The organism is Luteimonas terrae, from assembly GCF_031457535.1.
Taxonomy (GTDB): domain Bacteria; phylum Pseudomonadota; class Gammaproteobacteria; order Xanthomonadales; family Xanthomonadaceae; genus Luteimonas; species Luteimonas terrae_A.
This window is the reverse complement of record NZ_JAVDWO010000003.1, coordinates 151,739-178,669: the sequence shown is the minus strand read 5'-3', so window position 1 is coordinate 178,669 and position 26,931 is coordinate 151,739. Positions and strand designations below refer to the sequence as shown.

General features: G+C 65.9%; 23 protein-coding genes, 1 other RNA gene and 2 pseudogenes. 10 read left to right on the top strand and 16 right to left on the bottom strand.

Going from position 1 to position 26,931, the window contains the following annotated elements; genetic code table 11:
- The first annotated feature begins 51 nt into the window (after window positions 1-51).
- Window positions 52-2,805 (top strand): preprotein translocase subunit SecA, encoded by a 2,754-nt coding sequence (gene secA, locus J2W68_RS04820; protein ID WP_310233251.1) that lies wholly within the window; start codon window positions 52-54, stop codon window positions 2,803-2,805.
- A 251-nt stretch (window positions 2,806-3,056) separates the two neighbouring features.
- Window positions 3,057-4,004, top strand: coding sequence for a Nudix family hydrolase (locus J2W68_RS04815; RefSeq protein WP_310233250.1), 948 nt, complete (start codon window positions 3,057-3,059; stop codon window positions 4,002-4,004).
- 333 nt (window positions 4,005-4,337) lie between these two features.
- Here the strand turns inward: J2W68_RS04815 and coaE are convergent, their stop codons facing one another.
- The 8 genes and pseudogenes from coaE to J2W68_RS04775 form a co-directional block, all read right to left on the bottom strand.
- Window positions 4,338-4,958 (bottom strand): dephospho-CoA kinase, encoded by a 621-nt coding sequence (gene coaE, locus J2W68_RS04810; protein WP_310233249.1) that lies wholly within the window; start codon window positions 4,956-4,958, stop codon window positions 4,338-4,340.
- A 13-nt stretch (window positions 4,959-4,971) separates the two neighbouring features.
- Window positions 4,972-5,835 (bottom strand): prepilin peptidase, encoded by an 864-nt coding sequence (locus tag J2W68_RS04805; RefSeq protein ID WP_310233247.1) that lies wholly within the window; start codon window positions 5,833-5,835, stop codon window positions 4,972-4,974.
- Window positions 5,836-5,838: 3 nt separating this feature from the next.
- Entirely contained in the window at window positions 5,839-7,116 is a 1,278-nt protein-coding gene (locus J2W68_RS04800; RefSeq protein ID WP_310233246.1) for a type II secretion system F family protein, read from the bottom strand.
- Between the two features lie 142 nt (window positions 7,117-7,258).
- Complete coding sequence (gene pilB, locus J2W68_RS04795) at window positions 7,259-8,986, bottom strand: type IV-A pilus assembly ATPase PilB (RefSeq protein ID WP_310233243.1); 1,728 nt, start codon at window positions 8,984-8,986, stop codon at window positions 7,259-7,261.
- Window positions 8,987-9,290: 304 nt separating this feature from the next.
- A pseudogene (locus tag J2W68_RS04790) lies at window positions 9,291-9,393 on the bottom strand (prepilin-type N-terminal cleavage/methylation domain-containing protein); the annotation flags it as partial.
- 261 nt (window positions 9,394-9,654) lie between these two features.
- Window positions 9,655-10,017 (bottom strand): prepilin-type N-terminal cleavage/methylation domain-containing protein, encoded by a 363-nt coding sequence (locus tag J2W68_RS17970; RefSeq protein WP_430539667.1) that lies wholly within the window; start codon window positions 10,015-10,017, stop codon window positions 9,655-9,657.
- 408 nt (window positions 10,018-10,425) lie between these two features.
- On the bottom strand, window positions 10,426-11,853 hold the full coding sequence (locus tag J2W68_RS04780; protein WP_310233242.1) for a sigma-54-dependent transcriptional regulator: 1,428 nt from the start codon (window positions 11,851-11,853) through the stop codon (window positions 10,426-10,428).
- 164 nt (window positions 11,854-12,017) lie between these two features.
- Window positions 12,018-13,616, bottom strand: a complete 1,599-nt coding sequence (locus J2W68_RS04775; protein ID WP_310233240.1) for a sensor histidine kinase — start codon at window positions 13,614-13,616, stop codon at window positions 12,018-12,020.
- A gap of 196 nt (window positions 13,617-13,812) precedes the next feature.
- Here J2W68_RS04775 and sucC point away from each other — a divergent pair, with 196 nt between their 5' ends.
- The 7 genes from sucC to rpoD all read left to right on the top strand — a co-directional run bounded on the left by sucC (window position 13,813) and on the right by rpoD (window position 20,933).
- The gene (gene sucC, locus J2W68_RS04770) at window positions 13,813-14,973 is read left to right on the top strand and encodes an ADP-forming succinate--CoA ligase subunit beta (RefSeq protein WP_310233239.1); all 1,161 of its coding nucleotides are present in this window, start codon (window positions 13,813-13,815) and stop codon (window positions 14,971-14,973) included.
- Between the two features lie 117 nt (window positions 14,974-15,090).
- Window positions 15,091-15,963 (top strand): succinate--CoA ligase subunit alpha, encoded by an 873-nt coding sequence (sucD, locus tag J2W68_RS04765; RefSeq protein WP_310233237.1) that lies wholly within the window; start codon window positions 15,091-15,093, stop codon window positions 15,961-15,963.
- 211 nt (window positions 15,964-16,174) lie between these two features.
- On the top strand, window positions 16,175-16,441 hold the full coding sequence (locus tag J2W68_RS04760; RefSeq protein ID WP_310233236.1) for a type II toxin-antitoxin system CcdA family antitoxin: 267 nt from the start codon (window positions 16,175-16,177) through the stop codon (window positions 16,439-16,441).
- Window positions 16,438-16,752 (top strand): CcdB family protein, encoded by a 315-nt coding sequence (locus J2W68_RS04755; protein WP_310233235.1) that lies wholly within the window; start codon window positions 16,438-16,440, stop codon window positions 16,750-16,752. The genes J2W68_RS04760 and J2W68_RS04755 overlap by 4 nt, the downstream gene beginning before the upstream one ends.
- Window position 16,753: 1 nt before the next feature.
- Entirely contained in the window at window positions 16,754-18,391 is a 1,638-nt protein-coding gene (locus J2W68_RS04750; protein WP_310233234.1) for an NAD+ synthase, read from the top strand.
- 169 nt (window positions 18,392-18,560) lie between these two features.
- Entirely contained in the window at window positions 18,561-18,998 is a 438-nt protein-coding gene (gene dtd / locus J2W68_RS04745) for a D-aminoacyl-tRNA deacylase (RefSeq protein WP_310233478.1), read from the top strand.
- A 54-nt stretch (window positions 18,999-19,052) separates the two neighbouring features.
- A complete protein-coding gene (gene rpoD / locus J2W68_RS04740; protein WP_310150410.1) occupies window positions 19,053-20,933 on the top strand; it encodes an RNA polymerase sigma factor RpoD in 1,881 nt (626 codons plus the stop codon).
- A 206-nt stretch (window positions 20,934-21,139) separates the two neighbouring features.
- On the opposite strand, the pseudogene J2W68_RS04735 reads toward rpoD, so the two are convergent.
- The 8 genes and pseudogenes from J2W68_RS04735 to J2W68_RS04700 form a co-directional block, all read right to left on the bottom strand.
- Window positions 21,140-21,259: pseudogene (locus J2W68_RS04735) on the bottom strand (ribose-5-phosphate isomerase RpiA); the annotation flags it as partial.
- A gap of 162 nt (window positions 21,260-21,421) precedes the next feature.
- Window positions 21,422-22,072, bottom strand: a complete 651-nt coding sequence (gene rpiA, locus J2W68_RS04730) for a ribose-5-phosphate isomerase RpiA (protein ID WP_310233232.1) — start codon at window positions 22,070-22,072, stop codon at window positions 21,422-21,424.
- Complete coding sequence (locus J2W68_RS04725) at window positions 22,069-22,548, bottom strand: EVE domain-containing protein (protein ID WP_310233230.1); 480 nt, start codon at window positions 22,546-22,548, stop codon at window positions 22,069-22,071. The genes rpiA and J2W68_RS04725 overlap by 4 nt, the downstream gene beginning before the upstream one ends.
- Window positions 22,549-22,558: 10 nt before the next feature.
- Window positions 22,559-23,137 (bottom strand): 5-formyltetrahydrofolate cyclo-ligase, encoded by a 579-nt coding sequence (locus J2W68_RS04720; RefSeq protein ID WP_310233229.1) that lies wholly within the window; start codon window positions 23,135-23,137, stop codon window positions 22,559-22,561.
- Between the two features lie 56 nt (window positions 23,138-23,193).
- A non-coding RNA gene (gene ssrS / locus J2W68_RS04715) (6S RNA) lies at window positions 23,194-23,378 on the bottom strand.
- A gap of 112 nt (window positions 23,379-23,490) precedes the next feature.
- Entirely contained in the window at window positions 23,491-23,790 is a 300-nt protein-coding gene (locus J2W68_RS04710; RefSeq protein WP_310233227.1) for a cell division protein ZapA, read from the bottom strand.
- Window positions 23,787-24,008: a TIGR02449 family protein gene (locus tag J2W68_RS04705; RefSeq protein ID WP_310233226.1), complete on the bottom strand. Its 222-nt coding sequence runs from the start codon at window positions 24,006-24,008 to the stop codon at window positions 23,787-23,789. Before J2W68_RS04705 ends, J2W68_RS04710 begins: the two co-directional genes overlap by 4 nt.
- A 31-nt stretch (window positions 24,009-24,039) precedes the next feature.
- Window positions 24,040-26,295, bottom strand: coding sequence for a putative bifunctional diguanylate cyclase/phosphodiesterase (locus J2W68_RS04700; RefSeq protein ID WP_310233225.1), 2,256 nt, complete (start codon window positions 26,293-26,295; stop codon window positions 24,040-24,042).
- 95 nt (window positions 26,296-26,390) lie between these two features.
- On the opposite strand from J2W68_RS04700, the gene J2W68_RS04695 reads away from it, so the two are divergent.
- Window positions 26,391-26,930 carry a UPF0149 family protein gene (locus J2W68_RS04695; protein ID WP_310233476.1) on the top strand — a complete coding sequence of 180 codons (540 nt, stop codon included), beginning with the start codon at window positions 26,391-26,393 and terminating at the stop codon, window positions 26,928-26,930.
- Window position 26,931: the final 1 nt, after the last annotated feature.

The window sequence follows — 26,931 nt, the reverse complement described above, 5'->3', positions numbered from 1 at the left end:
TCGGGGGGAACCGTCCCGGGCCGCGTTCCGTCTCCAGAACCCGGACTTCCAATGCTCAATCGCCTGCTCACCAGCGTCTTCGGTAGCCGCAACGACCGTTTCGTCAAACAGCTCGAGAAGATCGTGGTGAAGATCAACGCGCTCGAGCCGGAGATGGAGGCGCTGTCGGACGCCGAACTGCAGGCCAAGACACCGGGGTTCAAGGCCCGCGTCGCCAACGGTGAAACGCTCGACAAGATCCTCCCCGAAGCGTTTGCGGTGTGCCGCGAGGCCAGCAAGCGCGTGCTCGGCATGCGCCCCTACGACGTGCAGCTGATCGGCGGCATGGTGCTGCACATGGGCAAGATCGCCGAGATGCGCACCGGTGAGGGCAAGACCCTGGTCGGTACATTGCCGACCTACCTCAATGCACTCGAGGGCAAGGGCGTTCACGTCATCACGGTCAACGATTACCTGGCCCGCCGCGACGCCGCGCAGATGGGCAAGCTCTACAACTGGCTGGGCCTTTCGGTCGGCGTGATCTGGCCGGGCATGCCGCACGGCGAAGCCAAGCGCGATGCCTACCGCGCCGACATCACCTACGGCACCAACAACGAGTTCGGCTTCGACTACCTGCGCGACAACATGGCGCTGTCGAAGGCGGACCGGTACCAGCGCAGCCTCAACTACGCGATCATCGACGAGGTCGACTCGATCCTGATCGACGAAGCGCGCACGCCGCTGATCATCTCCGGCCCGGCCGACGATTCGCCGGAGCTCTACATCAAGGTCAACCGGATCGTGCCGTCGCTGGTGCGTCAGGAAACCGAGGACGGCGACGGTGACTTCTGGGTCGACGAGAAGGGCAAGCAGGTCCATCTGTCCGAGGCTGGCCAGGAGCACGCGGAAGAACTGCTGCGCAAGGCCGGCATCCTCGGCGAGGACGAGAGCCTCTACGCGCCGCAGAACATCCACGTCGTGCATCACCTCAACGCCGGCCTGCGCGCGCACGCGATCTACCAGCGCGACGACCACTACATCATCCGCGACGGCGAAGTCATCATCGTCGACGAGTTCACTGGCCGTACGCTGCCGGGCCGTCGCTGGTCCGACGGTCTGCACCAGGCGGTGGAGGCGAAGGAAGGCGTGCCGGTGCAGCGCGAGAACCAGACGCTCGCTAGCATCACCTTCCAGAATCTGTTCCGTATGTACGGCAAGCTTTCGGGCATGACCGGTACCGCGGATACCGAAGCGTTCGAGTTCGAAAGCATCTATTCGCTCGAGGTCGTGGTGATCCCGACGCATCGCCCGATGATCCGCAAGGACGCGCCCGATGCGGTGTTCCTCAACCGCCCGGGCAAGTACCGTGCGGTCGCGCGCGAGATCCAGGCCGCCAACGAGCGTGGCCAACCGGTGCTGGTCGGCACGACCTCGATCGAGGTGTCGGAACTGCTGTCCGAGCACTTGCGCAAGGAAGGCATCCATCACGAAGTGCTCAACGCCAAGCAGCACGAACGTGAGGCGACGATCATCGCCCAGGCCGGTCGTCCGGGGGCGGTGACCATCGCGACCAACATGGCCGGCCGCGGTACCGACATCGTGCTCGGCGGTTCGCTCGACACCGAGCTGGCGACGCTGGAAGCGGAAACCGGCATGCCGGTCGACGATGCGACGAAGGCGAAACTCCGCGCCGAATGGCAGGTGCGTCATGACGCGGTCAAGGCCGCCGGCGGCCTGCATATCATCGGCACCGAGCGCCACGAATCGCGCCGTATCGACAACCAGCTGCGCGGCCGTTCGGGCCGTCAGGGCGATCCGGGTTCGAGCCGCTTCTACCTGTCGCTCGAAGACAATCTGATGCGCATCTTCGCCGCCGACTGGGTGCAGAAGGTCATGGCGCGCATGGGCCTGCAGGAAGACGACATCATCGAGTCGCCGCTGGTCACCAAGCAGATCGCGAACGCGCAGCGCAAGGTCGAGGCGCACAACTTCGACATCCGCAAGAACCTGCTCGACTTCGACGACGTCAACAACGACCAGCGCAAGGTGATCTACGGCCAGCGCGATGAACTGCTGGACGCCGAGAGCATCCAGGAGAACGTCGACGGTATCCGTGCCGACGTGATCGCCGGCATCGTCGCCCGCTACGTGCCACCGCAATCGATCGACGAGCAGTGGGATCTGCCGGGTCTGGAGTCGGAGATCGACCGCGAATTCGGCCTGCGCCTGACGCTGGTCGAGATGGCCAAGGCCAGCGACGAGCTGGATGCCGAGCAGATCGCCGATCACGTGCAGCAGGAAGTCGACCGTCTGTTCGCGGAGAAGGAAGCCTCGCTCGGCGACGAGACGATGCGCATGCTCGAAAAGCACATCATGCTCAACGTGCTGGACCAGGGCTGGAAGGAGCATCTGGGCCGCATGGATTACCTGCGGCAGGGCATCCACCTGCGCGGTTATGCGCAAAAGCAGCCGAAGCAGGAGTACAAGCGCGAAGCCTTCGAGCTGTTCTCCGAGATGCTCGACAAGGTGAAGCACGACGTCGTGACCATGCTGGCGCGCGTGCGCGTACGCAGCGAAGACGAGATCGCCGCGCTGGAAGCCGAAGAGCGCCGTCAGGTGGAAGCCAAGCTCAACCAGGCGCAGTTCCAGCACGCCGACGCTGGCGGCTACGGCGCTGACGAGGAAGCCGAAGAGGTCCGCGCGGCAGCTGCGGCGCAGGGCCCGCAGGTGCCGATCGTCCGCGACGGCGACAAGGTCGGCCGCAACGATCCGTGCCCATGCGGCAGCGGCAAGAAGTTCAAGCACTGCCACGGGCAGCTGAGCTGAGTTTCGATCAGTTTGTTTACCGGCACCTCTTCCTCCGGGAGAGAGCCTGCCCCAGACTTGATCCGGGGTCGACGCGCAAAGCGCGTCGGGTGAGGGCGGGGCGCCCGCGGAATGCCTGCAAGCCAGTCTTGCCTGGGACTTTTGGCGCCCGGGCCGACCACCGCATCGGATGAGAACCCGGCCATCGCGATAGCTGGCAAACCGTCCGCACCCCGCCTAACCTGACCGCCCTGTCCGGAGTTCCGAGCGGTATGAGCGAACGCGTCATCGAGGTCGTCGCCGGCGTTATCACCGACAAGCGAGGCCGCATCCTGCTGTCGCGTCGCACGCCCAATCGCGACATGCCGGGGCTCTGGGAGTTTCCGGGCGGCAAGCGTGAGATCGGCGAGACGCCGGAGGCTGCGTTGATCCGCGAACTGGACGAGGAGCTCGGCATCCGCGTCACCGTCGGTCCGCCACTGATGACCGTGCCGCAGCAATATCCGAGCAAGCGGCTGCGTCTCGATGTCCGCCATGTCACCCACTGGGACGGCGTGCCCAAGGGGCGCGAAGGGCAGGCGCTGGCATGGGTCGCGCCCGACAAGCTGAGCCGCTACTCGATGCCGCCTGCCGACCTGCCGGTCGTCGCGGCGTTGCGGACGCCGGATCGTTATCTCGTGACCCCACCGCCCGGCGACGACGACGACGCCTGGCTGCGTGCGTTCGACGGCGCGCTGCGAGCCGGCATCCGCCGCATCCAGCTGCGGCTGCCGGGCGTGGCCCCTGATCGCCAGATCGCCTTGCTGCAACAGGCGGCCGTCCGCAGTCGCAGGCACGATGCGCAGTTGCTGTTCAACGGCCCCATCGACGCCGCACTGGCCGCGGGCGTCGGCGTGCATCTCAGATCAAGCGCGCTGCAGACGCTCGAAGCGCGTCCGGTTCCCGAGGGCATGTTGCTGGCCGCCTCCTGCCACAACGCGGACGATCTTTCACATGCCGCACGCCTGGGCTGCGACTTCGTCGTGCTCGGCCCCGTCGCCGAGACCGCCAGCCATCCCGGTGCGCCCGGCATCGGCTGGACCGCCTTCACCCGACTGCGAGAGACCACAGCCCTGCCGATCTACGCGATCGGTGGCATGAGCCCTGACGACATTTCCGAGGCCCGTCGCCACGGCGCCCAGGGCATCGCCGCGATCCGGAGCCTGTGGGCGCCCGCTTGAGCATGGATCGGCTGGCGCAGCTTTGCAGAGCCCCTCTCCCGCCGGGAGAGGGGTTGGGGTGAGGGCAGACGCTCGCGCTGATGTCCGGATCGATGCACACCACACACCCAGCCTGATCGAACCCTGGTGCGCTTCGGAGGGCAGGGCCAGAACATATCGGCGCGCCTTCTTCAGAATCGACCAACGCCTAGACCAGCGTTCGCTAGCCGACGTGCTGCGTCCATGCCGCTCCACCGAGTCCCACGCGACCGCATGGGTGTGCAGAGCCTCTGGGCGGTATGACGTTTGCTGCGAACAAAGTGCCTCGCTGAAGCTGAGGCGGGGGAGTCCCGCTCAGGCTTGCAAGCCCGTGGCCGCCATCCCGCGATACTTTTTATCGAGCACCTCTACCGCGGAATCCAGCGCATCCAGCGCACCATCGTTGATGATCACATCGTCCGCAATCGCCAGGCGCGCCTCGCGGGAGGCCTGGGCGGCCACCATGCGCTTCGCAAGCCCCGCGTCGATGCCGTCGCGCGCCAGCAGCCTCGCCAGCTGCAACTCGCGCGGCACGTCGATCACCAGCACCCGCTGCAACCACGGATACGCCGCGCGGCCACCTTCGGTCAGCAGCGGAATCGCTGCGACCGCATACGGGCCGGGCGCCGCCTCGCATGCCGCGCGCAAGGCTTCGCGCACCCGTGGATGGATGATGGCTTCCAGGCGCAGGCGCGCGTCGGGATCTTCGAAAATCCGGCGCCGCATCGCAGCGCGATCGAGGCTACCGCCCTCTGCAAGTGCGTCGGCGCCGAAGGCCTCGACGACCGCCGCCAGGCCCGTGCTGCCCGGTGCCACCGCCTCGCGCGCCGCCAGGTCGGCATCGGCCACCACGATGCCGCGTCGCTCAAACGCCTGCGTCGCCGCGGTCTTGCCCGAGGCGATGCCGCCGGTCAGGCCGATGATCAACGCACTCATCGCGAGGCAGGGGTCAGCCGAGGCCGGCAAGCTGCTTGTAACTGTCGACTAGGTCGTGACCCCACATGAAGGTCACCCAGCCGGCGATGGCCAGATACGGCCCGAACGGGATCGGCGTCGAGCGGTCGCGGCCCTGCACGGCCAGCATGATCGACCCGATGATCGCGCCGGCCACCGCCGACAGCAGGATGATCGGCAATAGCCCGCTCAGTCCGCACCAGGCGCCCAGTGCCGCCAGCAACTTGAAGTCGCCGTGGCCCATGCCTTCCTTGCCGGTGGCCTGCTTGAACAGCCACCAGACCGTCCACAGACTCGCATAGCCCACCACGGCGCCGAGCAGCGCGGGCTTGGCCGGCATGTAGAGATTGTCCAGGCTCGCGATCAACCCCAGCCACATCAGCGGCAGCGTCAGCGAATCGGGTAGTAGTTGGGTGCGCACGTCGATACCGGACAGCGCGATCAAAAAGCCGGTCAGCACCAGCGCGCCGAAGCCCTGCCAGCCGAATCCGAAGCGCCACACGCAGGCCACGAACAGCAGCATCGTCAGCAGTTCGACCGCCGGGTACTGCAGTGAAATGCGCTTGCCACTGTGGCGCGAGCGCCCACGCAGCATCAGGTAACTCAGGACCGGAATGTTCTCCCACCACGCCAGCGGCGTGCCGGTGTCCGGATCGTGCGAGCGCTCGACCACGATCCCAGGCGGCGGCGGATCGTAGAGCTCCGGCTCGCCGAGGATCTCGCGCGAGTCGCGTTTCCACTGCCACTCCATGCGCCGCGGCAGCCGCAGGATCACGACATTGAGAAAACTGCCCACCAGCAGACCGAAGCCTGCGACCAGCGGATAACCAAGTTCAGGGTTCTGATCGAGAAACGCCATCCGTCAGCCCATTGCCGCCATCGCGATCTTGAAGATCGGCAGGTACATCGCGATGACGATCGAGCCCACCAGGGTGCCGATGATCACCATCACGAAAGGTTCGATCAGGCTCGAGATCGTATCCACCGCGTTGTTGACTTCTTCTTCGTAGAACTCCGCCACCTTGAACAGCATGGTGTCGAGCGCGCCGGCCTCTTCGCCGATCGCGGTCATCTGCACCACCATGTGCGGGAACAGCGCGGTCTGCTTCATTGCCAGGTTCAGCTGATAGCCCACGGCCACGTCGTCGCGCATGCGCAGCACCGCCGTCTCGTAGACCACGCTGCCGGTGGCGCCCGCCACCGAATCCAGCGCCTCCACCAGCGGCACGCCGGCCTTGAAGGTCACACCGAGGGTGCGCGCGAAACGCGCAATGGCGGAGTTGTGCAGCACCTTGCCGATGATCGGGATGCGCAGCATCGTTCGGTCGACGGCGTGCTGCAGTTTGGTCGAGCGCTTGAGCGCCGCAATGAACGCGAACGCGCCGCCGATGGCGACCACGGCCATCAGCCACCACCAGCTCACCACGATGTCGGAGATCGCGAACATCAGTTCGGTGAACGCCGGCAGGTCCGTGCCGAAGCTCTTGAACGTGTCGCGGAAGGTCGGCACCACGAAGATCATCAGCACGCCGCACACGAGGACCGCGACCGCGATCACCGCGATCGGATAGAACAGGGCCTTCTTGATCTTGCCCTTGATGGTCTCGATGCTTTCCTTGTAGTTGGCGATCGTCTCGAGCACCGTTTCCAGCGCACCGGCGGATTCGCCCGCGCGCACGAGGTTGCGGTAGAGCTCGTCGAACTGCACCGGATGCTTGCTCAGCGCCTCGTAGATCGACGCGCCGCCTTCGATGTCGGTGCGGATCTGGTTGACCAGCTTGCCCATGCGCGGGTTGCGCTGGCCGTTGCCGATGATCTCCAGCGACTGCACCACCGGCACGCCGGATTTCATCATCGTGGCCATCTGGCGGCTGAAGACCGCGATGTCCTTGGCGGTGATCGTCTTGCCGGCGCCGCCGAACAGCGGCTTGCCCTTGGCCTTGATCGTCTTGGGCTGGATGCCCTGGCGGCGCAGTTCGGCGCGCAGCAGGTTGGCGTTCTTCGCCTGCTGTTCGCCTTTCATGGTCATGCCGCGCTTGTCGGTGCCTTCCCAGAGGAAGGTCTCGAGTGCGGGCAGTTCGCGGACAGGCTTCGCGGGCCTGACGGCAGGCTTGCGGACAGCGGTGCGTGTGGTCGACATCAAGGATTCCCCGGGCACCGGCTCCCCAGCCGGAATGGTCGCTCGCATGGTAGCCGTTCGGCGCGCGAAGTGTCAGGGCCGCCCGGCAGAGCGTGACCGCTCGCAGAAACCGGCAGCAATCAACGCGCGTGCCGCCCGGCGCTCAGTCGGTGGTGACGCGGTTGATCTCGGCCAGGCTGGTCAGGCCCTGCTGCGCCTTGCGCAGTGCGGACTGTCGCAGGTCGCTGACGCCGGCGCGCTGGGCGGCTTCGGCGATCTGGATCGCGTTGCCGCCCTGCAGAATGATCTCCTGGATCTGCTCGCTCATCGGCATGACCTGGTACACACCCACGCGGCCCTTGTAGCCGTTGGTACATTCGTCGCAGCCCACGGCCTCATACATCTCGATGCCGGCGCGCACCTGGTCTTCGGTGAAGCCTTCCTTGAGCAACGCATGCTCGGGCAGGTCGACGCGTCTCTTGCACTTGGGGCACAGCCTGCGTGCCAGACGCTGGGCAATGACCAGGGTCACCGAGCTGGTGATGTTGTAGGGCGCAATGCCCATGTTCATCAGGCGCGCGATGGTCTGGGGCGCATCGTTGGTGTGCAGGGTACTGAGCACCATGTGGCCGGTCTGCGCGGCCTTGATCGCGATTTCTGCGGTCTCCAGATCGCGGATTTCGCCGACCATGATGATGTCCGGGTCCTGGCGCAGGAACGAGCGCAGCGCGGCAGCGAAGGTCATGCCGCGCTTGTTGTTCTGCTGCACCTGGTTGACGCCTGGCAGGCGGATTTCCACCGGATCTTCCGCCGTCGAGATGTTGCGCGTCTCATCGTTGAGGATGCCCAGCGCCGTGTACAGCGACACCGTCTTGCCCGAGCCGGTCGGGCCGGTCACCAGCACCATGCCATACGGTTTATGGATGGCATCGAGGAACAGCTGTTGCTGCTCGGGCTCGTAACCCAGCTTGTCGATGCCCAGCTTGGCGGCGCTGGCATCGAGAATACGCAGCACCACCTTCTCGCCGAACAGCGTGGGCAGGGTGCTGACGCGGAAGTCGATCTGCTTGGTCTTGGACAGGTTGAGCTTGATGCGCCCGTCCTGCGGGATGCGCTTCTCGGCGATATCGAGCTGCGCCATCACCTTCAGGCGCGCGGTGATGCGCTGGTTGAGCTTGACCGGGCTTTTGGCCACCTGCTTGAGAATGCCGTCCACGCGCAGGCGCACGCGGTAGTCGGTCTCATACGGCTCGAAATGGATGTCCGAGGCGCCGCGCTTGATCGCATCCACCAGCACCTTGTTGACGAACTTGACGATCGGCGTGTCGTCCTTGCCGTCGACCACGTTCTCGAGCTTGCCGCCGCCGTCCTCGTCGCTGCCGACATCCAGCGAATCCAGACCGTCGGAATCCTCCAGCGCGTCCTCGAAGCTGTCGCTCGCCTGCAGCCACATGTCCAGGGTCCGACGGATGCTGTCCTCGTCGACCAGGATCGGCTCCACCGTCAGATTGGTGTGGAACTTGATCTCGTCCAGCGCCTGGGTGTTGGTGGGGTCCGCGGTGCCGACGAACAGCCGGCCCCCGCGCTTGAACAGCGGCAGCACCGCATGCTTGTTCAGCAGCTCCTCGCTGACCAGCTTCACCGCGTGCGCCTGCGGTGCCATCGTCGTCGGGTCGAACAGCGGCATGCCGAATTCGATCGCATTCGCCGCCGCCAGTTGTGCAGCGGTGACCAGCTTGTGTTCGCGCAGATAGCCCGCCACCTGCTTGCGCGCGGCGGTCGCCTTTTCCAGCGCCTCGCGCGCGGCAGCTTCGTCGAGCGCGCCGTCGAGCACAAGGCGACGGACGATGCCGGTGATGCCGACAAGGTTGGCGGTGGACACAGCATTCATGCTGCGAGGACTCCTGTATAGCGTCGCTGCCTAATGTACTACGCTATTCTGCGGAGCCACGCCGAGCTGGCTTTGTTTCACTGTAAGCGGCACGTTCCGCTATCCATGTCACAGCGCGTAGTCGCGACACCGGGGGCGCGGGGACGTCCCTCGATCGCGGCGCCTAGCGCAGTTGCTGTGTCCGCGCTTGCGCAGGCCTGCATGGGTGGAATCTCCGGTGTGTCCCCCTCGTAGAGGGCGGCTAACGCTAACCGCGAGTAACTCGACATTTCGGCCAAGCAGGTGCTTTCGCTCGTCCGAACCCGGTAGGCGTTGTAGGCGGGTAGTGCGATCGCCGCGAGAATCGCGATTATGGCAACGGCGATCATTAATTCGATCAGAGTGAAGCCACGAGCATGGCGATGCATAGCGTCGCGTTCCTTAAAAAGCGCGTATGTGCGTGACGGAAAGACGCAATATGCGGGCCAATCATTGTTAGCTGGGCCGCCTGCCTCTCCGGAGAGGCAGCGATCTGAGATACGTGTTGCGCATGGCTCAGATCAGACGCTGTTCGTTGCAACCACGCTGGCTAACAAAGGCTTGCATCGTTGCGTTGAATATAAAAACGCCCCGCCTAGGCGGGGCGTCTAAATGACAAAGCGTATAAACCCTGCTCTGTCCTAAGTTGCTCAGTTGGGAGCGGTAGCCAGCCTGCAGCTTGCCGTGGCCGACTGGCACTCGACGTTGGTGTCGCCCGGGGCTTTGAAGGCAAACGTTGCGTCGTAACTCGGGGTCGCTTCAACATTGGCGGCATTACCGCCGCCAGAGGTACAGGCTTGCGCAACGTAGGTCGGAACTTCAGTAGCTGCGAACCCACCCTTCTGAGCCGAAACCCAAGAATTCATAAATGCCTTGGCTTCTGCCAGGCAAGCATTGTTCGCGGATTTGACCCGATACTGGTTGTAAGCCGGCAGCGCAATCGCGGCCAGGATCGCGATGATCGCAACGACGATCATCAGTTCGATCAGGGTGAAGCCCTTCTGATTCTTCATGGTGTATCCCCTAGGAGTGAGTGGTTCCACGTGCCGCGTGGCCCGGCTGGTGCCGATCCGTGGGCAGCCGTGCGACATGCACGTGCGGAGGGTATGACGCACAAGGCGTGCCAACTTCCTGTGACGGCCAAATCGGGGCTTGCGATCTGTTCAGGCTAATGCGTTGTCGGCAACCGCGGTTGTGATTGACCTGAAAGGTCACTTACTGACGCATTGCGGCGTTTGGGGCGATATCGGCCGCGTTGGAGAAGTCTTCAGTCCTGTTGCGGGACTGTTCCGGCGCGGCTCAGGTGTGGGGCGATGCGTGGGGGGTGCGCTTTCGAGCGGGCCTGGGTGGGTGGGCGGCGATGCGGAAATCTCGGGACAGCCTCGTCGCGCGCGAGCGCGCTCCTACAGGTGGGGCATAGGTCAATCGATGCCGAGCTTCTTCAGCTTGTAGCGCAGCGCGCGGAATGTGATGCCGAGTGCGGCGGCGGTCTTGGTCTTGTTGTAGCGGTGTTCCTGCAGCGACTGCTGGATGGCGGCGCGCTCGATGTCTTCGATGAAGGAGGGCAGCGCGGTGCCGGCCGTCTCGTAGGGGCTGATGGTGCGCGGATCGCGCGGGGCGGCGTTCTGCGGCAGGGCCTGATGGGTGCCGGTGACGAAAGGAGAGCCGTGTTGCCCGGGGGGCGACTGCGTGCCTGCGCGCGGGACCGGCAGATGCAGGTCGGCCGCGGTGATCCGGTCCTCGTCGGCCATCGCAAGTGCGCGCTCGAGGATGTTCTCGAGCTCGCGTACGTTGCCGGGGAAGCCGTAGGCCTCGAGCGCGGCGACGGCATCTTCGGCCAGGACAGGGGCTGCGCGGTGCATGGCCTGGGCAAGGCGCTGCAGGATGGCGCTCGACAACAACGGTAGATCGCCGGTGCGCTCGCGCAGCGGTGGCACGTGCAGACCGATGACGTTGATGCGGTAGTAGAGGTCGTGGCGGAACCGGCCGTCGTTGACCAGCTGCGACAGGTCCTTGTGCGTGGCCGAGAGAATGCGCACGTCGACCTGGATCTCGGCAGCGGCGCCGACCGGACGGATCGACTTTTCCTGGATCGCGCGCAGCAGCTTGACCTGCATGGCCAGCGGCAGTTCGGCGATCTCGTCGAGGAACAGGGTGCCGCCGTCGGCGGCCTGGAACAGGCCGGGCTTGTCGCTGTGCGCGCCGGTGAAGCTGCCTTTCCTGTGGCCGAAGAACTCGCTCTCCATCAGCTCGGTCGGAATGGCACCGCAGTTGACCGGGACGAACGGGCCGGCGGCGCGCGCGCCTTGCGCATGGATGGTGCGGGCGACGAGCTCCTTGCCGGTGCCGGACTCGCCGTGGATGAAGACCGGCGCCTGGCTGCGGGCGACCTTGGCGATGGTGTTGCGCAGCGTGACCATGACGTCGGAGGTGCCGAGCAGGCGGCTGCTGTGTTCCTCGGTGTCGCGCTTGGCCCGCTCGCCCAGTTCCAGCGCCTGGCGGACCAGGCCGCGCAGCACGTGGATGTCGACCGGCTTGCTCACGAAATCGAAGGCGCCCACCTTCAGCGCCTCGACCGCCGCCTGGACGTTGCCGTAGGCGGTGATCATGGCCACCGGCATGCCGGGGTAGCGGGTACTGATTTCGCCGATGAGCTCCAGGCCCGAGCCGTCCGGCAGTCGCATGTCGGTCAGGCACAGATCGTAGGAGGCGGACGCCAGGAGTTCGCGGGCGGCAGCGAGCGTGGGTGCGGTTTCGGTGCGCAGCCCCATGCGGCCGAGGGTGAGGACCAGCAGTTCACGGATATCGTGTTCGTCATCGACGATCAGAACGCTGCGGGATTCGCTCATCGATGGGCCACACAACCGGAACTGGGGTGTGACGCATAGTGACAGATTCTGCCAAACGCGACGAGGGTCACACGGGTGACGCGCGTCACGATGGTGGGGTTGATGGTGCGAGTTTGCGGGCGTGTGTGTGTCCCGCCGGATATGCCCGGCTGTACGAATCGCAGTCAGCCCGTAGTCCGCAGCAACGTCTTCCGCGCCGCCAACGTGACCCTGAAGCACGCGCCGCCGCCCGGCACGGCGATGTATTCCAGATGCGCCTCGTTCGCCCGGCACAGCTCGTGGGCGATGTAGAGGCCCAGGCCCGTGCCGCTTTCGGAGGTGGTGAAGAACGGGCGGAACAGCTGCGAGGCGACCGCGTCGGGCACGCCGGGACCGCGGTCGAGCACGCTGAGCGTGGGGCAGTCGCCCGCCTGTTCGAGGCGCAGGGTGATACGCGCCGGTTCGCCAGGCATGCGGCCGTAGCGCACGGCGTTGTTGACCAGGGCGGTCAGCACCTGCTGAAGGTGGCGCGGGTCGAAGATCGCGCGCAGCGTGGACTGGTCGCAGCTGACCTTCAGTTCGGCGTTCTCGTCGCTGACGATCATCCGGTAGTCCTGCAGAAACGCCTGGGCGGCGGCGACCAGATCCACGTGTTCGGGACGGGCGCGTTCGCGGCGGGCGAGGCCGAGGACGCTTTCGACGATGCCGTTCGTCCGCATGCACTGCTGATGGATGATCTGCAGCAGGCGACGGTCGGCCTCCCCGATCTGGTCCGATTCCTCCATCAGCTGGGTCGCGTAGCTGATCGCGGCAAGCGGGTTGCGGATCTCGTGGGCGAGGCTGGCGGAGAACCGGCCCATCGTCGCCAGGGTCAGCGATTCGGCGCGGCGCGAGACCAGCGAGGTGTCGTCGAGGAAGACCAGCGTGTTGTCGCTTTCGGCCAGCAGGCGCACGAAGCGAGGCATGACGTCGGTGTGCTCGCGCAGGGTGAGGGGCGCGCTGTCCACGCTGCCGCTGCGCAACCATTCCGCCAGGCGCATCGCCAACGGCGGCGCGAGCTGCGACAGCGTGCGGCCGTGCAGGCCGTCCTCGCCGGGCGCTTCGCTCTCCCCGATCAACAGCGTGGCGGCTTCGTTGGTCAGGCGGATGTGGCCGGTGCCGTCGACCAGCAGTACGCCGGTCTGCATGCGACGGATGATCAGCTCGTTGATCTCGGCCAGATTCTCGGCCTCGGCGCCACGCCGGTCCGCCAGCGCCTGCGTCTCGCGGACCTGCTTGCCGAGCTGCCGGGTCAGCGAGGCCGCGGCGAAGAAGCCCAGCCCGAACATCAGCATTTCGGCGAACGGGCGGTCGAATGTGCCGGTGCCCAGCAGGCCGAACAGGCGTTCGAGCAACAGTGCCAGCGCGGCGGCTGCGGCCATCAACAGGCTGCTGCGCAGGGTGACGAACAGCGACGCGGCGCCGATGTTGAACAGCAGCAGCATCGCGATGCCAGGGGCGACCTCGGGGATCGCATGGGTGATCAGGGTGGCGACCACGATGTCGACTGCCACACCGACGACTGCATGGCTGGGGAAGTCGGCCTTGGCGCGCCGCGCATGCCACCAAAGCCCGACCGAGGCGACCAGATAGCCGATGCCGACCGAGATCGCGACCGGCGTGTCGATGACGTCGCCGAGCATCTCCCCCCAGGGGCTGAACACCAGCAGCGCCAGCAGGGCGGCCTCCAGTACCCGGTATAGCGCGAACAGCGAGAGTTCTCGCTGCAGCAGTGCCGGGGTCATTTTGGAGGGTGCAAGCAGGGGCACGGGCGCGTTTCATCGGGGCCGGACGGCCGAGTATAGGCGTCGGCCCGGAGCGGCCGGCGGGGCGGTTTTGCCCGTCACCGCCGCATGAGCGAGAATAGCGGACCCCGCCGACCCGCCGCGCCCTGTGTGCCGCCCGTCGACCGGTGTCATCTCCTTTCTGTACGGACCCCACATGAACTTCCACGAATACCAGGCGAAGCAGTTGTTTGCCGATTACGGCATCCCCGTGCCGGCAGGACGCGTCGCGTCCACCGCCGACGAAGCAGTCGAAGTAGCGAAGTCCCTGGGCGATGGCCCCTGGATGGTCAAGGCCCAGATCCACGCGGGCGGCCGCGGCAAGGCCGGCGGCGTGAAGTTCTGCAAGACCACCGACGACGTGAAGGCCGCTGCGGCCAAGATGCTCGGCACCAAGATGGCCACCTATCAGACCGCTGGCGTTGAACTGCCGGTCAATCTGGTGCTGGTCACCGAAGCCGGTGAGATCGCCAAGGAACTGTATCTGTCGGTGCTGGTCGACCGCGGCACGCAGTCGATCACCTATATCGTCTCGAGCGAGGGTGGCGTGGACATCGAGCAGGTGGCTGCCGAGACGCCGGAGAAGATCGAGAGCCTCAACGTCAGCTTCGTCGAAGGTTTCCAGCCCTACCAGGGCCGTGAGATCGGCTTCAAGATCGGTCTGACCGCCAAGCAGGCCAACCAGCTCGCCAAGATCATGGGCGGCCTGTACACCTTGTTCAACGAGAAGGACCTGGCGCTGGTCGAACTCAACCCGCTGGCCATCCTCGACAATGGCGACCTCTATGCCCTCGACGGCAAGGTCGACTCCGACGACAACGCCACGTTCCGTCACAAGGATCTGGCGGCGATGCGTGACGCCACGCAGGAAGACGAGGCTGAGGCGCGTGCCAGTCAGTACGACCTGAACTACGTGACCATGGACGGCAACATCGGCTGCATGGTCAACGGCGCGGGCCTGGCCATGGCGACGATGGACGTGATCGCACTCAACGGCGGTTCGCCGGCGAACTTCCTCGACGTGGGCGGCGGCGCGACCAAGGAGCGCGTGACCGAGGCGTTCAAGCTCATCCTGTCGAGTGACAAGGTCAAGGCGATCTTCGTCAACATCTTCGGCGGCATCGTCCGCTGCGACATGATCGCCGAGGGCATCATCGCCGCGGTCAAGGAAGTGGACGTCAAGGTGCCGGTGATCGTGCGCCTGGAAGGCACCAACGTCGAAGCGGGCAAGAAGCTGCTGGCCGAGTCGGGCCTGGCGATCACCGCGGCCGACGACATCAACGACGGCGCCAAGAAGGCCGTCGCCGCCGCCGCGTAAGCCCACACATCATCTGTAGGAGCGCGCTTGCGCGCGACGGCCTTCCGTTCCGCATTCCGGAACTTCCGGAAAGGGCATCGCGGCCAAGGCCGCTCCTACGACACGACAGGATTTCCAATGAGCGTTTTGATCAACAAGAACACCAAGGTGATCGTGCAGGGCTTCACCGGCCAGCAGGGCACCTTCCACGCCACCCAGATGGTGGAATACGGCACCGAGGTCGTCGGCGGCGTCACGCCCGGCAAGGGCGGCACTACGCACATCAACCTGCCGGTGTTCAACACCGTGCGCGAAGCGGTCGAGGCCACCGGCGCCGATGCGTCGGTGATCTACGTGCCGCCGCCGTTCGCGGCCGACGCGATCCTCGAAGCGGCTGCGGCCGGCATCAAGGTCATCGTCTGCATCACCGAGGGCATTCCGGTGCTCGACATGCTGCGCGTCAAGAACGTGCTCAAGTCGCATCCGGACGTGACGCTGGTCGGTCCGAACTGCCCGGGCGTGATCACGCCGGGCGAGTGCAAGATCGGCATCATGCCGGGCCACATCCACATGCCAGGCAAGATCGGCATCGTGTCGCGCTCGGGGACGCTGACCTATGAAGCGGTCAAGCAGACCACCGCGGCCGGCCTCGGTCAGTCGACCGTCATCGGCATCGGCGGCGACCCGATCAACGGCCTGAACTTCGTCGACTGCCTCAAGCTGTTCAACGAAGATCCGCAGACGCTGGGCATCATCATGGTCGGCGAGATCGGCGGCGACGCCGAGGAAGCGGGCGCCGAGTACATCAAGGCCCACGTCAAGAAGCCGGTCGTGGGCTTCATCGCCGGCGCGTCGGCCCCTCCGGGCAAGCGCATGGGCCATGCCGGTGCGATCGCCTCGGGCGGCTCGGGCACGGCCGAAGGCAAGTTCAAGGCGATGGAAGCGGCCGGGGTGAAGACCGTCCGTTCGCCGGGCGACCTGGGCGAAGCGATCGCTGCGCTCGTGAAGTAGTCACGCCGCATCGCGTGATTCGAGAAGGCCGCCTCCGGGCGGCCTTTTTCGTGGGCGGGCTTTCGGTAGGAGCGCGCTTGCGCGCGATGGCAGTTTCCCGGCGCGTGTCACTGCGCGCGCAAGCGCGCTCCTACAGGGGGATTTCAAGAGAGGCGGTTGACAGGGTGCTTTTCGATGCGCATCTTGGATGCGCATCCACGAGGGCTCCGTCATGCGCATTCGCGAAGATTATGCCGGCTACGGCAAGCGCGCCACCAACGTCAGCGTGAATCAGGGCCTGCTCGAGGATGCCCGCGCGCTGGATATCAACCTGTCGGCGACGCTTGAAAAAGCGCTGGAAGCGGAGGTGCGCGCGCGCAAGCGAGACAAGTGGCTGGTGCAGAACCGGGACGCGATCGAGGCTTACAACCGCCGCGTCGAGCGAGACGGCATGTTGAGTGATCACGTGCGCACGTTTCTGTCCAAGGCCGGTGGATGAGCCAGTTCGCCGTCTATGCGAACGCCGACGCCGCATCGAGAAAAGTCATTCCGTACTTTCTGGATGTCCAGAGTGATCTGATCGAGACCATCGGCTCACGCGTGGTCGTGCCGCTGGTGACGGTCGAGCGCGCAGGTGGCGTGATCGAACGACTGATGCCGTGCCTTGTAGTCGGCGAGCGGCGCATGGTGATGGACACCGCGCAGATCATGGGTATCCCGATGCGCATGATCGGCAAGCGGGTCGCCGACCTGTCGGATGAGCGGCATGCCATCCTGTCCGCTATCGATCTTTTGACACATGGCATCTGACATGACCGACCCCCTGCGTATCGCACTCGCCCAGTTCGACTTTCCGGTCGGCGATGTCGGCCGCAACGCCGAGCGCATCGCGGAGATGATCGCGGCGGCGCGCGACGAATTCGGTGCGCATGTGGTGGTCTTCCCCGAACTTGCGATCAGCGGGTATCCGCCCGAGGACCTCCTGATGCGCCCCTCGTTCCTGATCGACTGCGAAGCGGCGTTGATGCAGATCGCCAAGGACGTGCGCGGCATCGTCGCCGTCGTAGGCTGGCCGGAATCGGCGGGCAGCGTGCTCTACAACTCGGCCAGCGTGCTGCGCGACGGCAAGCTCGAGCGCACTTATCGCAAGCGCGAACTGCCGAATTACAACGTGTTCGACGAGCGCCGCTATTTCCATGTAGACCCGGACGGCGAGCCCTGCGTGGTTGATGTCGGCGGCGTGCAGGTCGGCGTACTGGTCTGCGAGGACCTCTGGTTCCCTGAGCCTTTGGCCGATACCGCCGCCGCGGGGGCGGCCGTCGTGGTGGTGCCGAACGCATCGCCGTACGAGCGCGGCAAACATCGCCAGCGCGACGCGCTGCTGGCCGAGCGCACCCGCGAGAGCGGCGTGGCGCTGGCCTACGTCAACGTGGTCGGCGGGCAGGATGCGCTGGTGTTCGACGGCGCCTCGGTCGTCGCCGATGCCGACGGCACCGTGCACCCGGCGGCGGTTGCGTTCGACGACCATTGGCTGGTGGTGGACTTCGATCCGGCGACGCGCAAGTTCTCGCCGGTGGTCTGGGTGGACGATGGCGACGAGAGCATCGACGCGCTGGCCTGGCGCGCGGTGGTGCGCGGCACGCGCGATTACTGCGGCAAGAACGGGTTTTCGAAAGCCTGGGTCGGCCTGTCGGGCGGGATCGATTCGTCGGTGGTGCTGGCGATGGCGGTCGACGCCCTGGGCGCGGAGAACATCACCGCGGTGCGCATGCCCTCGCGCTTCACCGCCGGGCTCAGCAATGACCTTGCCGCCGAGCAATGCGAGGCGCTCGGCGTGCGCATGCTGACCATTCCGATCGAGCTGCCGTTCCAGGGCTTCCTCGACACGTTGGCCGAAGCGTTCGAAGGCAAGGACGGCGACATCGCCGAGGAGAACCTGCAGTCGCGCACCCGTGGCGCGATCATGATGGCGCTGTCGAACAAGCACGGCGGCCTGCTGCTCACCACCGGCAACAAGAGCGAGTACGCGGTGGGCTACGCGACGATCTACGGCGACATGTGCGGCGGCTATGCGCCGATCAAGGACCTCTATAAGACCGAAGTCTTCGGCCTGTCGAAGTGGCGCAACACCGTCGGCGGCGCACCGGTGATTCCGCCGGCGGTGATCGCCCGCCCACCCTCGGCCGAACTGCGCGACAACCAGCTCGACCAGGATTCGCTGCCGCCCTACGACGTGCTCGACGCGATCCTGCGCCGCTTCGTGGACCAGGAGGAATCGAGAGACGAGATCGTCGCGGCCGGCTTCGATGCGGCCACCGTGGACCGTGTATTGCGACTGGTGCGCACCAGCGAGTGGAAGCGTCACCAGGCCGCGCCGGGGCCGAAGATCTCGCGGCGCGCGTTCGGTCGTGAGCGCAGGTATCCGATCAGCAACCGGTATTCGGGGTGATTGGCGGGTTCCGCGGCCAGCCTGCGAACCGGGCAGCCTTTTGTCCTTGTAGGAGCGCGCTCGCGCGCGATGGCGCTTTCCACGGACCACTCTTCGCGCGCGAGCGCGCTCCTACAGGGTGGGACGGCGCCTTCGAATGTCTCGGAGGGCCGTCTGGCGGCGCACGCCTGTGTTGAGCCTGATCCAGCGCGTCAGCGAAGCGGCCGTCCGTGTCGATGGCGCTGTCATCGGCCAGACCGGCCCCGGCCTGCTCGCGCTCGTCGGCATCGAACCGGGCGACGGCGAGACCGAGGTCTCCCGCATGGCCGATCGCCTGTTCGCCTACCGGGTGTTCTCGGACGATGCCGGTCGCATGAACCTGTCGCTAGCGCAGGTCGGCGGTGGCCTGCTGCTGGTCAGCCAATTCACGCTGGCGGCGGATACACGCTCGGGCAATCGGCCGGGTTTCAGTACCGCCGCGCCGCCCGAAGAGGCTGAACGGATCTTCGATCGCCTGGTCGCCGTCTGCAGGTCACGCCACCCGGGGGTGGAAACCGGCCGCTTCGGTGCCCATATGGAGGTCAGCCTGGTCAACGACGGCCCGGTCACCTTCCTGCTCAGGGCATGATCCCGGCCCCGCTGGTGGTATAATTACGGGTTCACTTTTCAGACGGTGCGCCACATGGCGAATGAACGTCCCGCCCAGCAGTCCGACATCAAGATCCTCATCAGCAAGGGTCTTGAGCAGGGCTATCTGACCTATGCCGAAGTCAACGATCACCTGCCCGACGACATGGTCGATCCGGAGCAGATCGAAGACATCATCGGCATGATCAACGGCATGGGCATTGCTGTCCATGAAGTGGCGCCCGATGCGGAAACGCTGCTGCTGGCCGGCGAATCGGGTGGCAACCGCGAAGTCGACGAGACCGCTGCGGAAGAAGCCGCCGCTGCGCTGACCTCGCTCGATACCGAAGGTGGCCGCACGACCGACCCGGTGCGCATGTACATGCGCGAGATGGGCACGGTCGAGCTGCTGACCCGCGAAGGCGAGATCGCGATCGCCAAGCGCATCGAGGAAGGTCTGAACCAGATGATGACCTCGGTGGCCAGCTTCCCGTGGTCGGTGCAGCTGCTGCTCGAAGAATATGAACTGCACAAGGGTGGCAAGAAGCGCCTGGCCGAAGTCGTCGCCGGCTTCAACGACCAGCTGCTCGAAGAACTGGCGGCTGAAGAGGAAGCGGCAGCGGGCAACGCGCCGGCCGTCGTCGAAGCGGTGGAAGAAGCCGAGACCGACGACGACGATTCCGACGATTCCTCGGACGAGGAAGAGAGCACCGGCCCGACCGGTCCGGACCCGGAAGAAGTCCTGCGTCGCATGGACCTGATGGCCGACCTGTTCAACAAGTTCCAGAAGTCGTACGCCAAGCACGGTGCGACTGCGAAGTCGTCGATCAAGCTGCGCGCCGAGATGGCCGAGGTCTTCATGACCTTCAAGCTGCCGCTGCCGCTGACCGATCTGCTGGTCCGCAAGCTGCGTGAGGTCGTGTCCGAGCTGAAGGACCACGAGCGTCGCATCCTCGACCTCTCCACCCGCGTCGCCAAGATGCCGCGTAAGGATTTCATCCGCGCGTGGGATGGCAACCAGACCAATACGGGCTGGGCGGACGAGATGATCAAGCGCAAGCAGAAGTGGTCGTCCGGCCTGAAGGACGTGCGCGACCAGATCGTCGCCGAGCAGGAAGCGACGCTCGCGATCGAGAAGGCGATGGGCGTCACCCTGGGCGATCTCAAGGAGATCAACCGCGCGATGGCCTACGGCGAGGCCAAGGCCCGCAAGGCCAAGAAGGAAATGGTCGAGGCCAACCTGCGCCTGGTGATCTCGATCGCCAAGAAGTACACCAACCGCGGTCTGCAGTTCCTCGATCTCATCCAGGAAGGCAACATCGGCCTGATGAAGGCCGTGGACAAGTTCGAGCACCGTCGCGGCTTCAAGTTCTCGACGTATGCCACCTGGTGGATCCGCCAGGCGATCACGCGTTCGATCGCCGACCAGGCGCGCACGATCCGCATCCCCGTGCACATGATCGAGACGATCAACAAGCTCAACCGCATTTCCCGCCAGATGCTCCAGCAGTACGGCCGCGAGGCCACGCCGGAGGAGCTGGCCAAGGAAATGGACATGCCGGAAGACAAGATCCGCAAGGTCATGAAGATCGCGAAGGAACCGATCTCCATGGAGACCCCGATCGGCGACGACGAGGACTCGCACCTGGGCGACTTCATCGAGGACACCAATGTGGAGTCCCCGATCGATGCGACCACCAACACCAACCTCATGGAAACGGTCCGCGACGTGCTCGCCGGCCTGACCCCGCGCGAGGCCAAGGTGCTACGCATGCGCTTCGGCATCGACATGAACACCGACCACACCCTCGAGGAAGTCGGCAAGCAGTTCGACGTGACTCGCGAGCGGATCCGCCAGATCGAGGCGAAGGCGCTGCGCAAGCTGCGTCATCCCTCGCGCAGCGAACAGCTGCGGAGCTTCCTCGACGTCGAGTGAGTCGAGGCTGCACGTGATACGAAAAAGCCCGCCGGAAGGCGGGCTTTTTTTATGGGGCATGTCCGGGGCGAACGTCTGGCGGCTCTCTCTGGTTTCAGCCGTCGTCTTTGTAGGAGCGCGCTTGCGCGCGATTGCCTGTTGCGGCTTCTTCTTCGCGCGCAAGCGCGCTCCTACAGGTGGTGTCCGGTCAGCGCTTTCCGGTCGGCTCAGCTGATGACCGTTGGCGTCGCCGTGCCCACGATCACCACGTCGGCCTTGCGGCGGGCGAACAGGCCGACGTTGACCGCGCCGGGGATCTGGTTGAGCTGCGTCTCCAGCGCCACCGGGCGGGCTTCTTTGTGGGCCATGTCCGGGGCGAACGTCCGGCGGGTCTCTCTATTCTCACCCGTTGGTAGGAGCGCGCTTGCGCGCGATTGCCTGTTGCGGGTTCTTCTTCGCGCGCAAGCGCGCTCCTACAGGTGGTGGCCGAGTAGCGCTTTCCGGTCGGCTCAGCTGATGACCGTTGGCGTCGCCGTGCCCACGATCACCACATCGGCCTTGCGGCGGGCGAACAGGCCCACGCTGACCACGCCCGGGATCTGATTGAGCTTCGCTTCCAGCGACACCGGATCGGTGATCGACAGGCCGTGAATATCGAGCACCCAGTTGCCGTTGTCGGTTTTCACGCCTTCGCGCCAGACCGGCTGGCCGCCGGTCGTCTCCAGAATCGTGCGGGCTACGAGACTGCGCGCCATCGGGATCACTTCGACCGGTAGCGGGAACGCACCTAGTACGGGGACCTGCTTCGCGGGATCGATGATGCAGATGAACTGCTTGCTGGCCTCGGCGATGATCTTCTCGCGCGTCAGCGCCGCGCCGCCGCCCTTGATCAGGTGCCGGCCCGGATCGCACTCGTCGGCGCCGTCGACGTAGAGCGCCAGCGGGCCGGTCGCATTGAGGTCGAGCACGTCGATGCCATGGCCACGCAGACGCTCGGTGCTCTGGTCCGAGCTCGACACCGCGCCGTCGATGCGGTGCTTGATGCGCGCCAGCGCGTCGATGAAGTAGGCGACAGTCGAACCGGTGCCGACACCGACGATCATGCCGTCTTCCACGTACTCGATCGCCTTTTCGGCGGCCAGGCGCTTGCCTTCACTCATCGCTTCTTCTCCAGGGACAACAGCAGTTTCCATTGCGCTGACGTGACCGGCAGCACCGACAGGCGCGCGCCCTTGCGGATCAGCGCGAATTCCTCGCCGAGGTCGGTGCTGTGTTCGCGGATCTGCGCCAGCGAAATGGGGTGGGCCAGCGTGCGCACATAGCCGACATCGACGAGGAACCAGCGCGGTGTCTCCTCGGTGGCCTTCTCATCGAAATACTTCGACGACTTCTTGAACTGGCTCGGGTCGGGGTAGGCGGTGGAGGCGACCTCCGCGATGCCGTAGATGCCGGGCACGTCGGTGTTCGAGTGGTAGAACAGCACCTCGTCGCCGACCCGCATGCCGTCGCGCATGAAATTGCGCGCCTGATAGTTGCGTACGCCGGTCCAGGGCTCGGTGCCGACGCGGGCCAGGTCGTCGATCGAGAAGTCCTCGGGTTCGGACTTCATCAGCCAATAGCGTTTGCGGGTGCTCATCGCGTCTCGGTCAGGCTGTGGGCGGGTGGAGCGTATTCGATTCGGTGCAGATCGCGTCGAGCGGCACATCCCACTGCGCGGCGTCGAGCGCCTCCACCTGCTGCAGCGCGAACGCCGCCCCCACAAGCAGAGGCGGCGCGGACTGCGCGCGGCGGAAGTCGAAGCTGCGGTCGTACCAGCCGCCCCCCATGCCCAGCCGGTTGCCGCGCGCGTCGAAGCCGACCAGCGGCGCGACGACCAGCGCCATCGCGCTCGCATCGAGCGCGGAGGCTGGTTCGACATCGGGTTCGGGAATGCCGTAGCGGTTGGTGACCAGCGGATCGCCAGCACGCCAGGGCGCGAAGCGCAGCACCTCGTCATGCAGCACGGGCAGGCAGTAGATCAATCCGGCGGGCAATCGCATCTGGAAGACATGCAGGCCGATCTCGCCATCATTCGCCCAGTAACCGGCCACATAGCCCGTTTCGGGCAATGCCGGCAGTGCGAACAGCTGGGTGGCGAGGCCTTCGGCAGCGGCAATGCGCGCAGGCGCGGGCAGGGCGCGGCGCTGGTCGCGCAGGCGGCGGCGGAGGGCAGTGCGGTCGGTCATGCGGCCGGGCTCGTCGTCGGAAGTGCCGGCGACGCGGCAGGCGGACTCAAAAAAATACGTTCTCCGCCGATGCCGATGCAGGCGAAACGACCTTGAACCCGGGGTTCAAGTGGGAACGCTGGGATTCCTTTGGGCTTTCCGCTCGGGGGCGGACTGGCACTCCCGGTTTCCTGACGTCCCCGGTGTCGTTATTAAGGGACAAGGCGAATGTTTTGCACGCTGTCGAACACGGCAGAGAACGCACGCGAAGTATAGCCAATCGACATGCGGGGCGTGTTCCGTTCGTCGGTCGCGCCGCCCGAGAGGGCGGCAAAGATTCAGTTGCGTGCAGATGTCGCGAAGATGCATCCGACTCAGCGCTGTTCGGCGTCCAGCACGTCCAGCTTGCGATGCAGCGAGGCCAGTGAATCGGCAACTTCCTTCGAGCCGTGCGACTGGCCGTCGCCGAGCAGTTGCAGTTCGTGCGCGAGATTCAGGGCCGCGAGAATCGCGATGCGATCGACCGCGGCCATGCGGTTGGCGCCGCGGATCTCGCGCATTCTCGTGTCGAGCAGCTTCGCCGCCGCCATCAGGCTGTCGCGCTCGTCGGGGGTGACGCCGACGGTGTATTCGCGATCCAGCACGCGGACGCTGACGGCTTCGGTCGCGCTCATGTGTGCTGCTCCAAGGACTTCAGACGGGCGATCATCGCTTCGACCCGCGAGCGTGCCTGCTCGTTCTTCGACAGCAACTGGGCGCGCTCGCCGACGATGGATTCCTGCTGCTGGCGCAGGCTGCGGTTCTCATCACTGAGGATGCGGACGCGCTCGATCAACGCGTCGATTCGCGACGTCAGTCTGTGCAGCTCGGCGATGACGTCGGGCTCGGTCATTGCCGCACCATAGGCAGCGCGCCGGTGGCGGTCAAGGCAGCACAGCCAGCGGCACGTGAGGCGCGGTGAGCAGCTCGCCCGGGCGCCAGTTGCGCATGAAGGCCAGGCACTGCAGCGCGTCGAGCGGTGGCGAGACCCAGAAGCCCTGGATCTCGTCGCAACCGCGCTCGGCAAGGAAACGCATCTGGCCCTCGGTCTCGACGCCCTCGGCGACCACGCGCAGGCCCAGCGAATGCGCCATGGCGACGATGGTCGGGGTGATGGCGGCGTCTTCGGCATCGTGGGGCAGGCCGTCGACGAAGGCCTTGTCGATCTTGATGGTGGTGATCGGCAGGCGCTTGAGATACGCCAGCGAAGAATAGCCGGTGCCGAAATCGTCGATCGCCAGCGACACGCCGAGCGTGCGGAACGCCTGCAGGCGTTCGGCGGTCTGTTCGGCGTTGGCCATCAGCACGCTTTCGGTCAATTCGAGTTCGAGCAGGTGCGGTGGGATGCCCACGTCGTCGAGCACCCGGGCCACCACGCCGACGAAATCGCCGCGCAGCAATTGCAGCACCGAGACGTTGACCGAGACGTTGAGCGTGTCCATGCCGTGCTGGCGCCAGCGCTGCAGCACCAGGCAGGCCTCGCGCAGCACCCATTCGCCGATCTCCAGGATCAGCCCGCTTTCCTCGGCGATCGGAATGAACTCGGCCGGCGGGATGTCGCCGTGCTCCGGACTCGACCAGCGCAGCAACGCTTCGACACCGGTGATGCGCGGCGGCGACAGCGACAGGCGCGGCTGGAATACGAGCCGCAGTTCACCGCGGTCGAGCACCTTGCGCAGCGCGCCGGAGATCGTGGCGCGCTGGCGCACCGCCAGGTCCATGTCGTCGTTGTAGCGCATGAAGGTGCAGCGTCCGGCTGCCTTGGCCTGGTACATCGCGGTGTCGGCCTGCTTGAGCAGCTCGGTCGGCACCTGGGCGTGGTCGGGGTAGAGACTGATGCCGATCGACGGCGAGATCGAGACTTCGCGGCGGTCGTCGAGCGACAGGGGCGCGCCGAAGGCGTTGATGATCTCGCGCGCCATATACTCGGCGTCATCAGGCCGGTCCAGGCCTTCGAGCACCACGGTGAACTCGTCGCCGCCCAGCCGCGCCACCGTATGCTGCGCGCCCACCGTCTGCTGCAGCCGCACTGCGGCCGCACGCAGGATGCGGTCGCCGGCGGCGTGGCCCAGGGAGTCGTTGACGTCCTTGAACCGGTCGAGATCGAGAAACAGCACTGCCAGGCGGGAGTCCTCGCGGTGCGCGCGCACGATCGCGCGCGACAGGCGCTCCGACAGGAGTGACCGGTTGGGCAGGCCGGTCAGGGTGTCGAAGTTCGCGAGGTAGCGCAGTTCCTGTTCGGTACGTTTCTGCTGGGTGATGTCGTTGAGTACACAGACGTGCAGCACGCTGCCGTCGTCGGCGTCGCGTACCGTGCGCAGCTCCAGAGCGGCCAGAAGTTCCTCGCCATCCTTGCGGCGCTGCCAGAGCTCGCCGCTCCAATGGCCCTCGCGGCGGGCCTGGGCACGGATGCGGCGGTAGAACGCGCTGTCGTTCTGTTCGCTGTCGAGCAGGGCTGCACCGCGCCCGAGGACTTCGGCTTCCGGATACCCAGTCATGCGCAGGAACGCCGGATTGACAGAAACATAGCGGAAATCCGCGTCCAGGACCGCGACCGCTTCGCCCATGCTGCGCAGTACCGTGGCGGCAATCTGGCGTTCGCGTTCGGCCTCGCGCGTGGCCGAGACGTTGAGCGCGGTGCCGGCGATGCGTCGCACGTCGCCAGCCTCGTCCCGCTCGACCGCGCGGCCGCGCACGCGCACCCAGATCCAGCCGCCCGCGCCGTCGGTAACCCGCAGCTGCACCTGGTAACGCCCGGATTCCCCGTCGAGGTAGTGGCCCAGCGCCTCGCGCGCCAGATCCAGATCGTCGGGGTGGAGGAGCGCGTCGACCGGCATGCTGTCTTCGAGCATGCGGCCGTTCCCTTGTGGTGCGTCGTCGACCAGCCGCCGCAGCTGCCCGCTGCCGATGTCGTAGTCCCAGTAGCGCTCGCCGCTCGCCCACAACGCGAGCTTGAGACGGTCGCTGTGGTCATTGATCTCGGCAACGTAGGCACGCTCGCTGCTGCGGCGGCGTATCAGCAGGACCACCAGCAGCACCAGCAACGCGATCAGCACCGCGGCGCCGGGCACGTGCAGCTGACTGGGTTCGATCACGCGGCAGCACTCCGTGCCGGGGTCGGCGAACGCGAGTGTAGGCATGCGCGCGCTCCGGCAACAAGCGTGCGCCAGGTCACACGATCGCCGTTGGTAGAATGGCGCACCCCTGCCCGAGAGCGTCCACCGTGTCCGAAACCCTGCCGAGCCTTGCCGAAATCGATGCCGAGATCCGCCAACTGCAACTGGCGATGCCGGGCAGCGAGTTGCACGGTGGTCTCAGTGGCTGGCTGGCCGGCGGCGGCGACGATGTCGCCGCCTGGCTGGCGCCGGTGCTGGCGGATGCCGCTCTGCCTGCGCCCGCGTCCGGCAGCGCCCTCGACCGTCTGCGCGTGGCGACCGCACACCAGCTCGAGGATCGCGACTTCGCGTTCGCCCTGCTGATGCCAGAAGACGGCGAGCCGTTGTCGGTGCGCAGTGCGGCGCTGTTCGACTGGTGTCGCGGTTTTCTCGGTGGCTTCGGACTGGCTGCGGGCGAACGGTCCTCGCTGTCGGAAGAAGGCAGCGAAGCGCTGGCCGACCTGGCGCGCCTGGCGGCCGCGCAACCCGATCCCGACGACGAGGACGATGCGGTCGAAGAGGACGCGTTGACCGAGATCGAGGAGTTCGTACGCGTGGCGGTCCTGCTGCTGCATGGCGACGCCGCGCTCGGGCCGCGTCACCGCAGCCGGCTGAACTGAC

Bases quoted from the DNA above. Each gene is read 5' to 3' on its own strand.
- secA (WP_310233251.1), top strand. From the start codon at position 52: ATGCTCAATCGCCTGCTCACCAGCGTCTTCGGTAGCCGCAACGACCGT.
- J2W68_RS04815 (WP_310233250.1), top strand. From the start codon at position 3,057: ATGAGCGAACGCGTCATCGAGGTCGTCGCCGGCGTTATCACCGACAAG.
- coaE (WP_310233249.1), bottom strand. From the start codon at position 4,958: ATGAGTGCGTTGATCATCGGCCTGACCGGCGGCATCGCCTCGGGCAAG.
- J2W68_RS04805 (WP_310233247.1), bottom strand. From the start codon at position 5,835: ATGGCGTTTCTCGATCAGAACCCTGAACTTGGTTATCCGCTGGTCGCA.
- J2W68_RS04800 (WP_310233246.1), bottom strand. From the start codon at position 7,116: ATGTCGACCACACGCACCGCTGTCCGCAAGCCTGCCGTCAGGCCCGCG.
- pilB (WP_310233243.1), bottom strand. From the start codon at position 8,986: ATGAATGCTGTGTCCACCGCCAACCTTGTCGGCATCACCGGCATCGTC.
- J2W68_RS17970 (WP_430539667.1), bottom strand. From the start codon at position 10,017: ATGAAGAATCAGAAGGGCTTCACCCTGATCGAACTGATGATCGTCGTT.
- J2W68_RS04780 (WP_310233242.1), bottom strand. From the start codon at position 11,853: ATGAGCGAATCCCGCAGCGTTCTGATCGTCGATGACGAACACGATATC.
- J2W68_RS04775 (WP_310233240.1), bottom strand. From the start codon at position 13,616: ATGACCCCGGCACTGCTGCAGCGAGAACTCTCGCTGTTCGCGCTATAC.
- sucC (WP_310233239.1), top strand. From the start codon at position 13,813: ATGAACTTCCACGAATACCAGGCGAAGCAGTTGTTTGCCGATTACGGC.
- sucD (WP_310233237.1), top strand. From the start codon at position 15,091: ATGAGCGTTTTGATCAACAAGAACACCAAGGTGATCGTGCAGGGCTTC.
- J2W68_RS04760 (WP_310233236.1), top strand. From the start codon at position 16,175: ATGCGCATTCGCGAAGATTATGCCGGCTACGGCAAGCGCGCCACCAAC.
- J2W68_RS04755 (WP_310233235.1), top strand. From the start codon at position 16,438: ATGAGCCAGTTCGCCGTCTATGCGAACGCCGACGCCGCATCGAGAAAA.
- J2W68_RS04750 (WP_310233234.1), top strand. From the start codon at position 16,754: ATGACCGACCCCCTGCGTATCGCACTCGCCCAGTTCGACTTTCCGGTC.
- rpoD (WP_310150410.1), top strand. From the start codon at position 19,053: ATGGCGAATGAACGTCCCGCCCAGCAGTCCGACATCAAGATCCTCATC.
- rpiA (WP_310233232.1), bottom strand. From the start codon at position 22,072: ATGAGTGAAGGCAAGCGCCTGGCCGCCGAAAAGGCGATCGAGTACGTG.
- J2W68_RS04725 (WP_310233230.1), bottom strand. From the start codon at position 22,548: ATGAGCACCCGCAAACGCTATTGGCTGATGAAGTCCGAACCCGAGGAC.
- J2W68_RS04720 (WP_310233229.1), bottom strand. From the start codon at position 23,137: ATGACCGACCGCACTGCCCTCCGCCGCCGCCTGCGCGACCAGCGCCGC.
- J2W68_RS04710 (WP_310233227.1), bottom strand. From the start codon at position 23,790: ATGAGCGCGACCGAAGCCGTCAGCGTCCGCGTGCTGGATCGCGAATAC.
- J2W68_RS04705 (WP_310233226.1), bottom strand. From the start codon at position 24,008: ATGACCGAGCCCGACGTCATCGCCGAGCTGCACAGACTGACGTCGCGA.
- J2W68_RS04700 (WP_310233225.1), bottom strand. From the start codon at position 26,295: ATGCCTACACTCGCGTTCGCCGACCCCGGCACGGAGTGCTGCCGCGTG.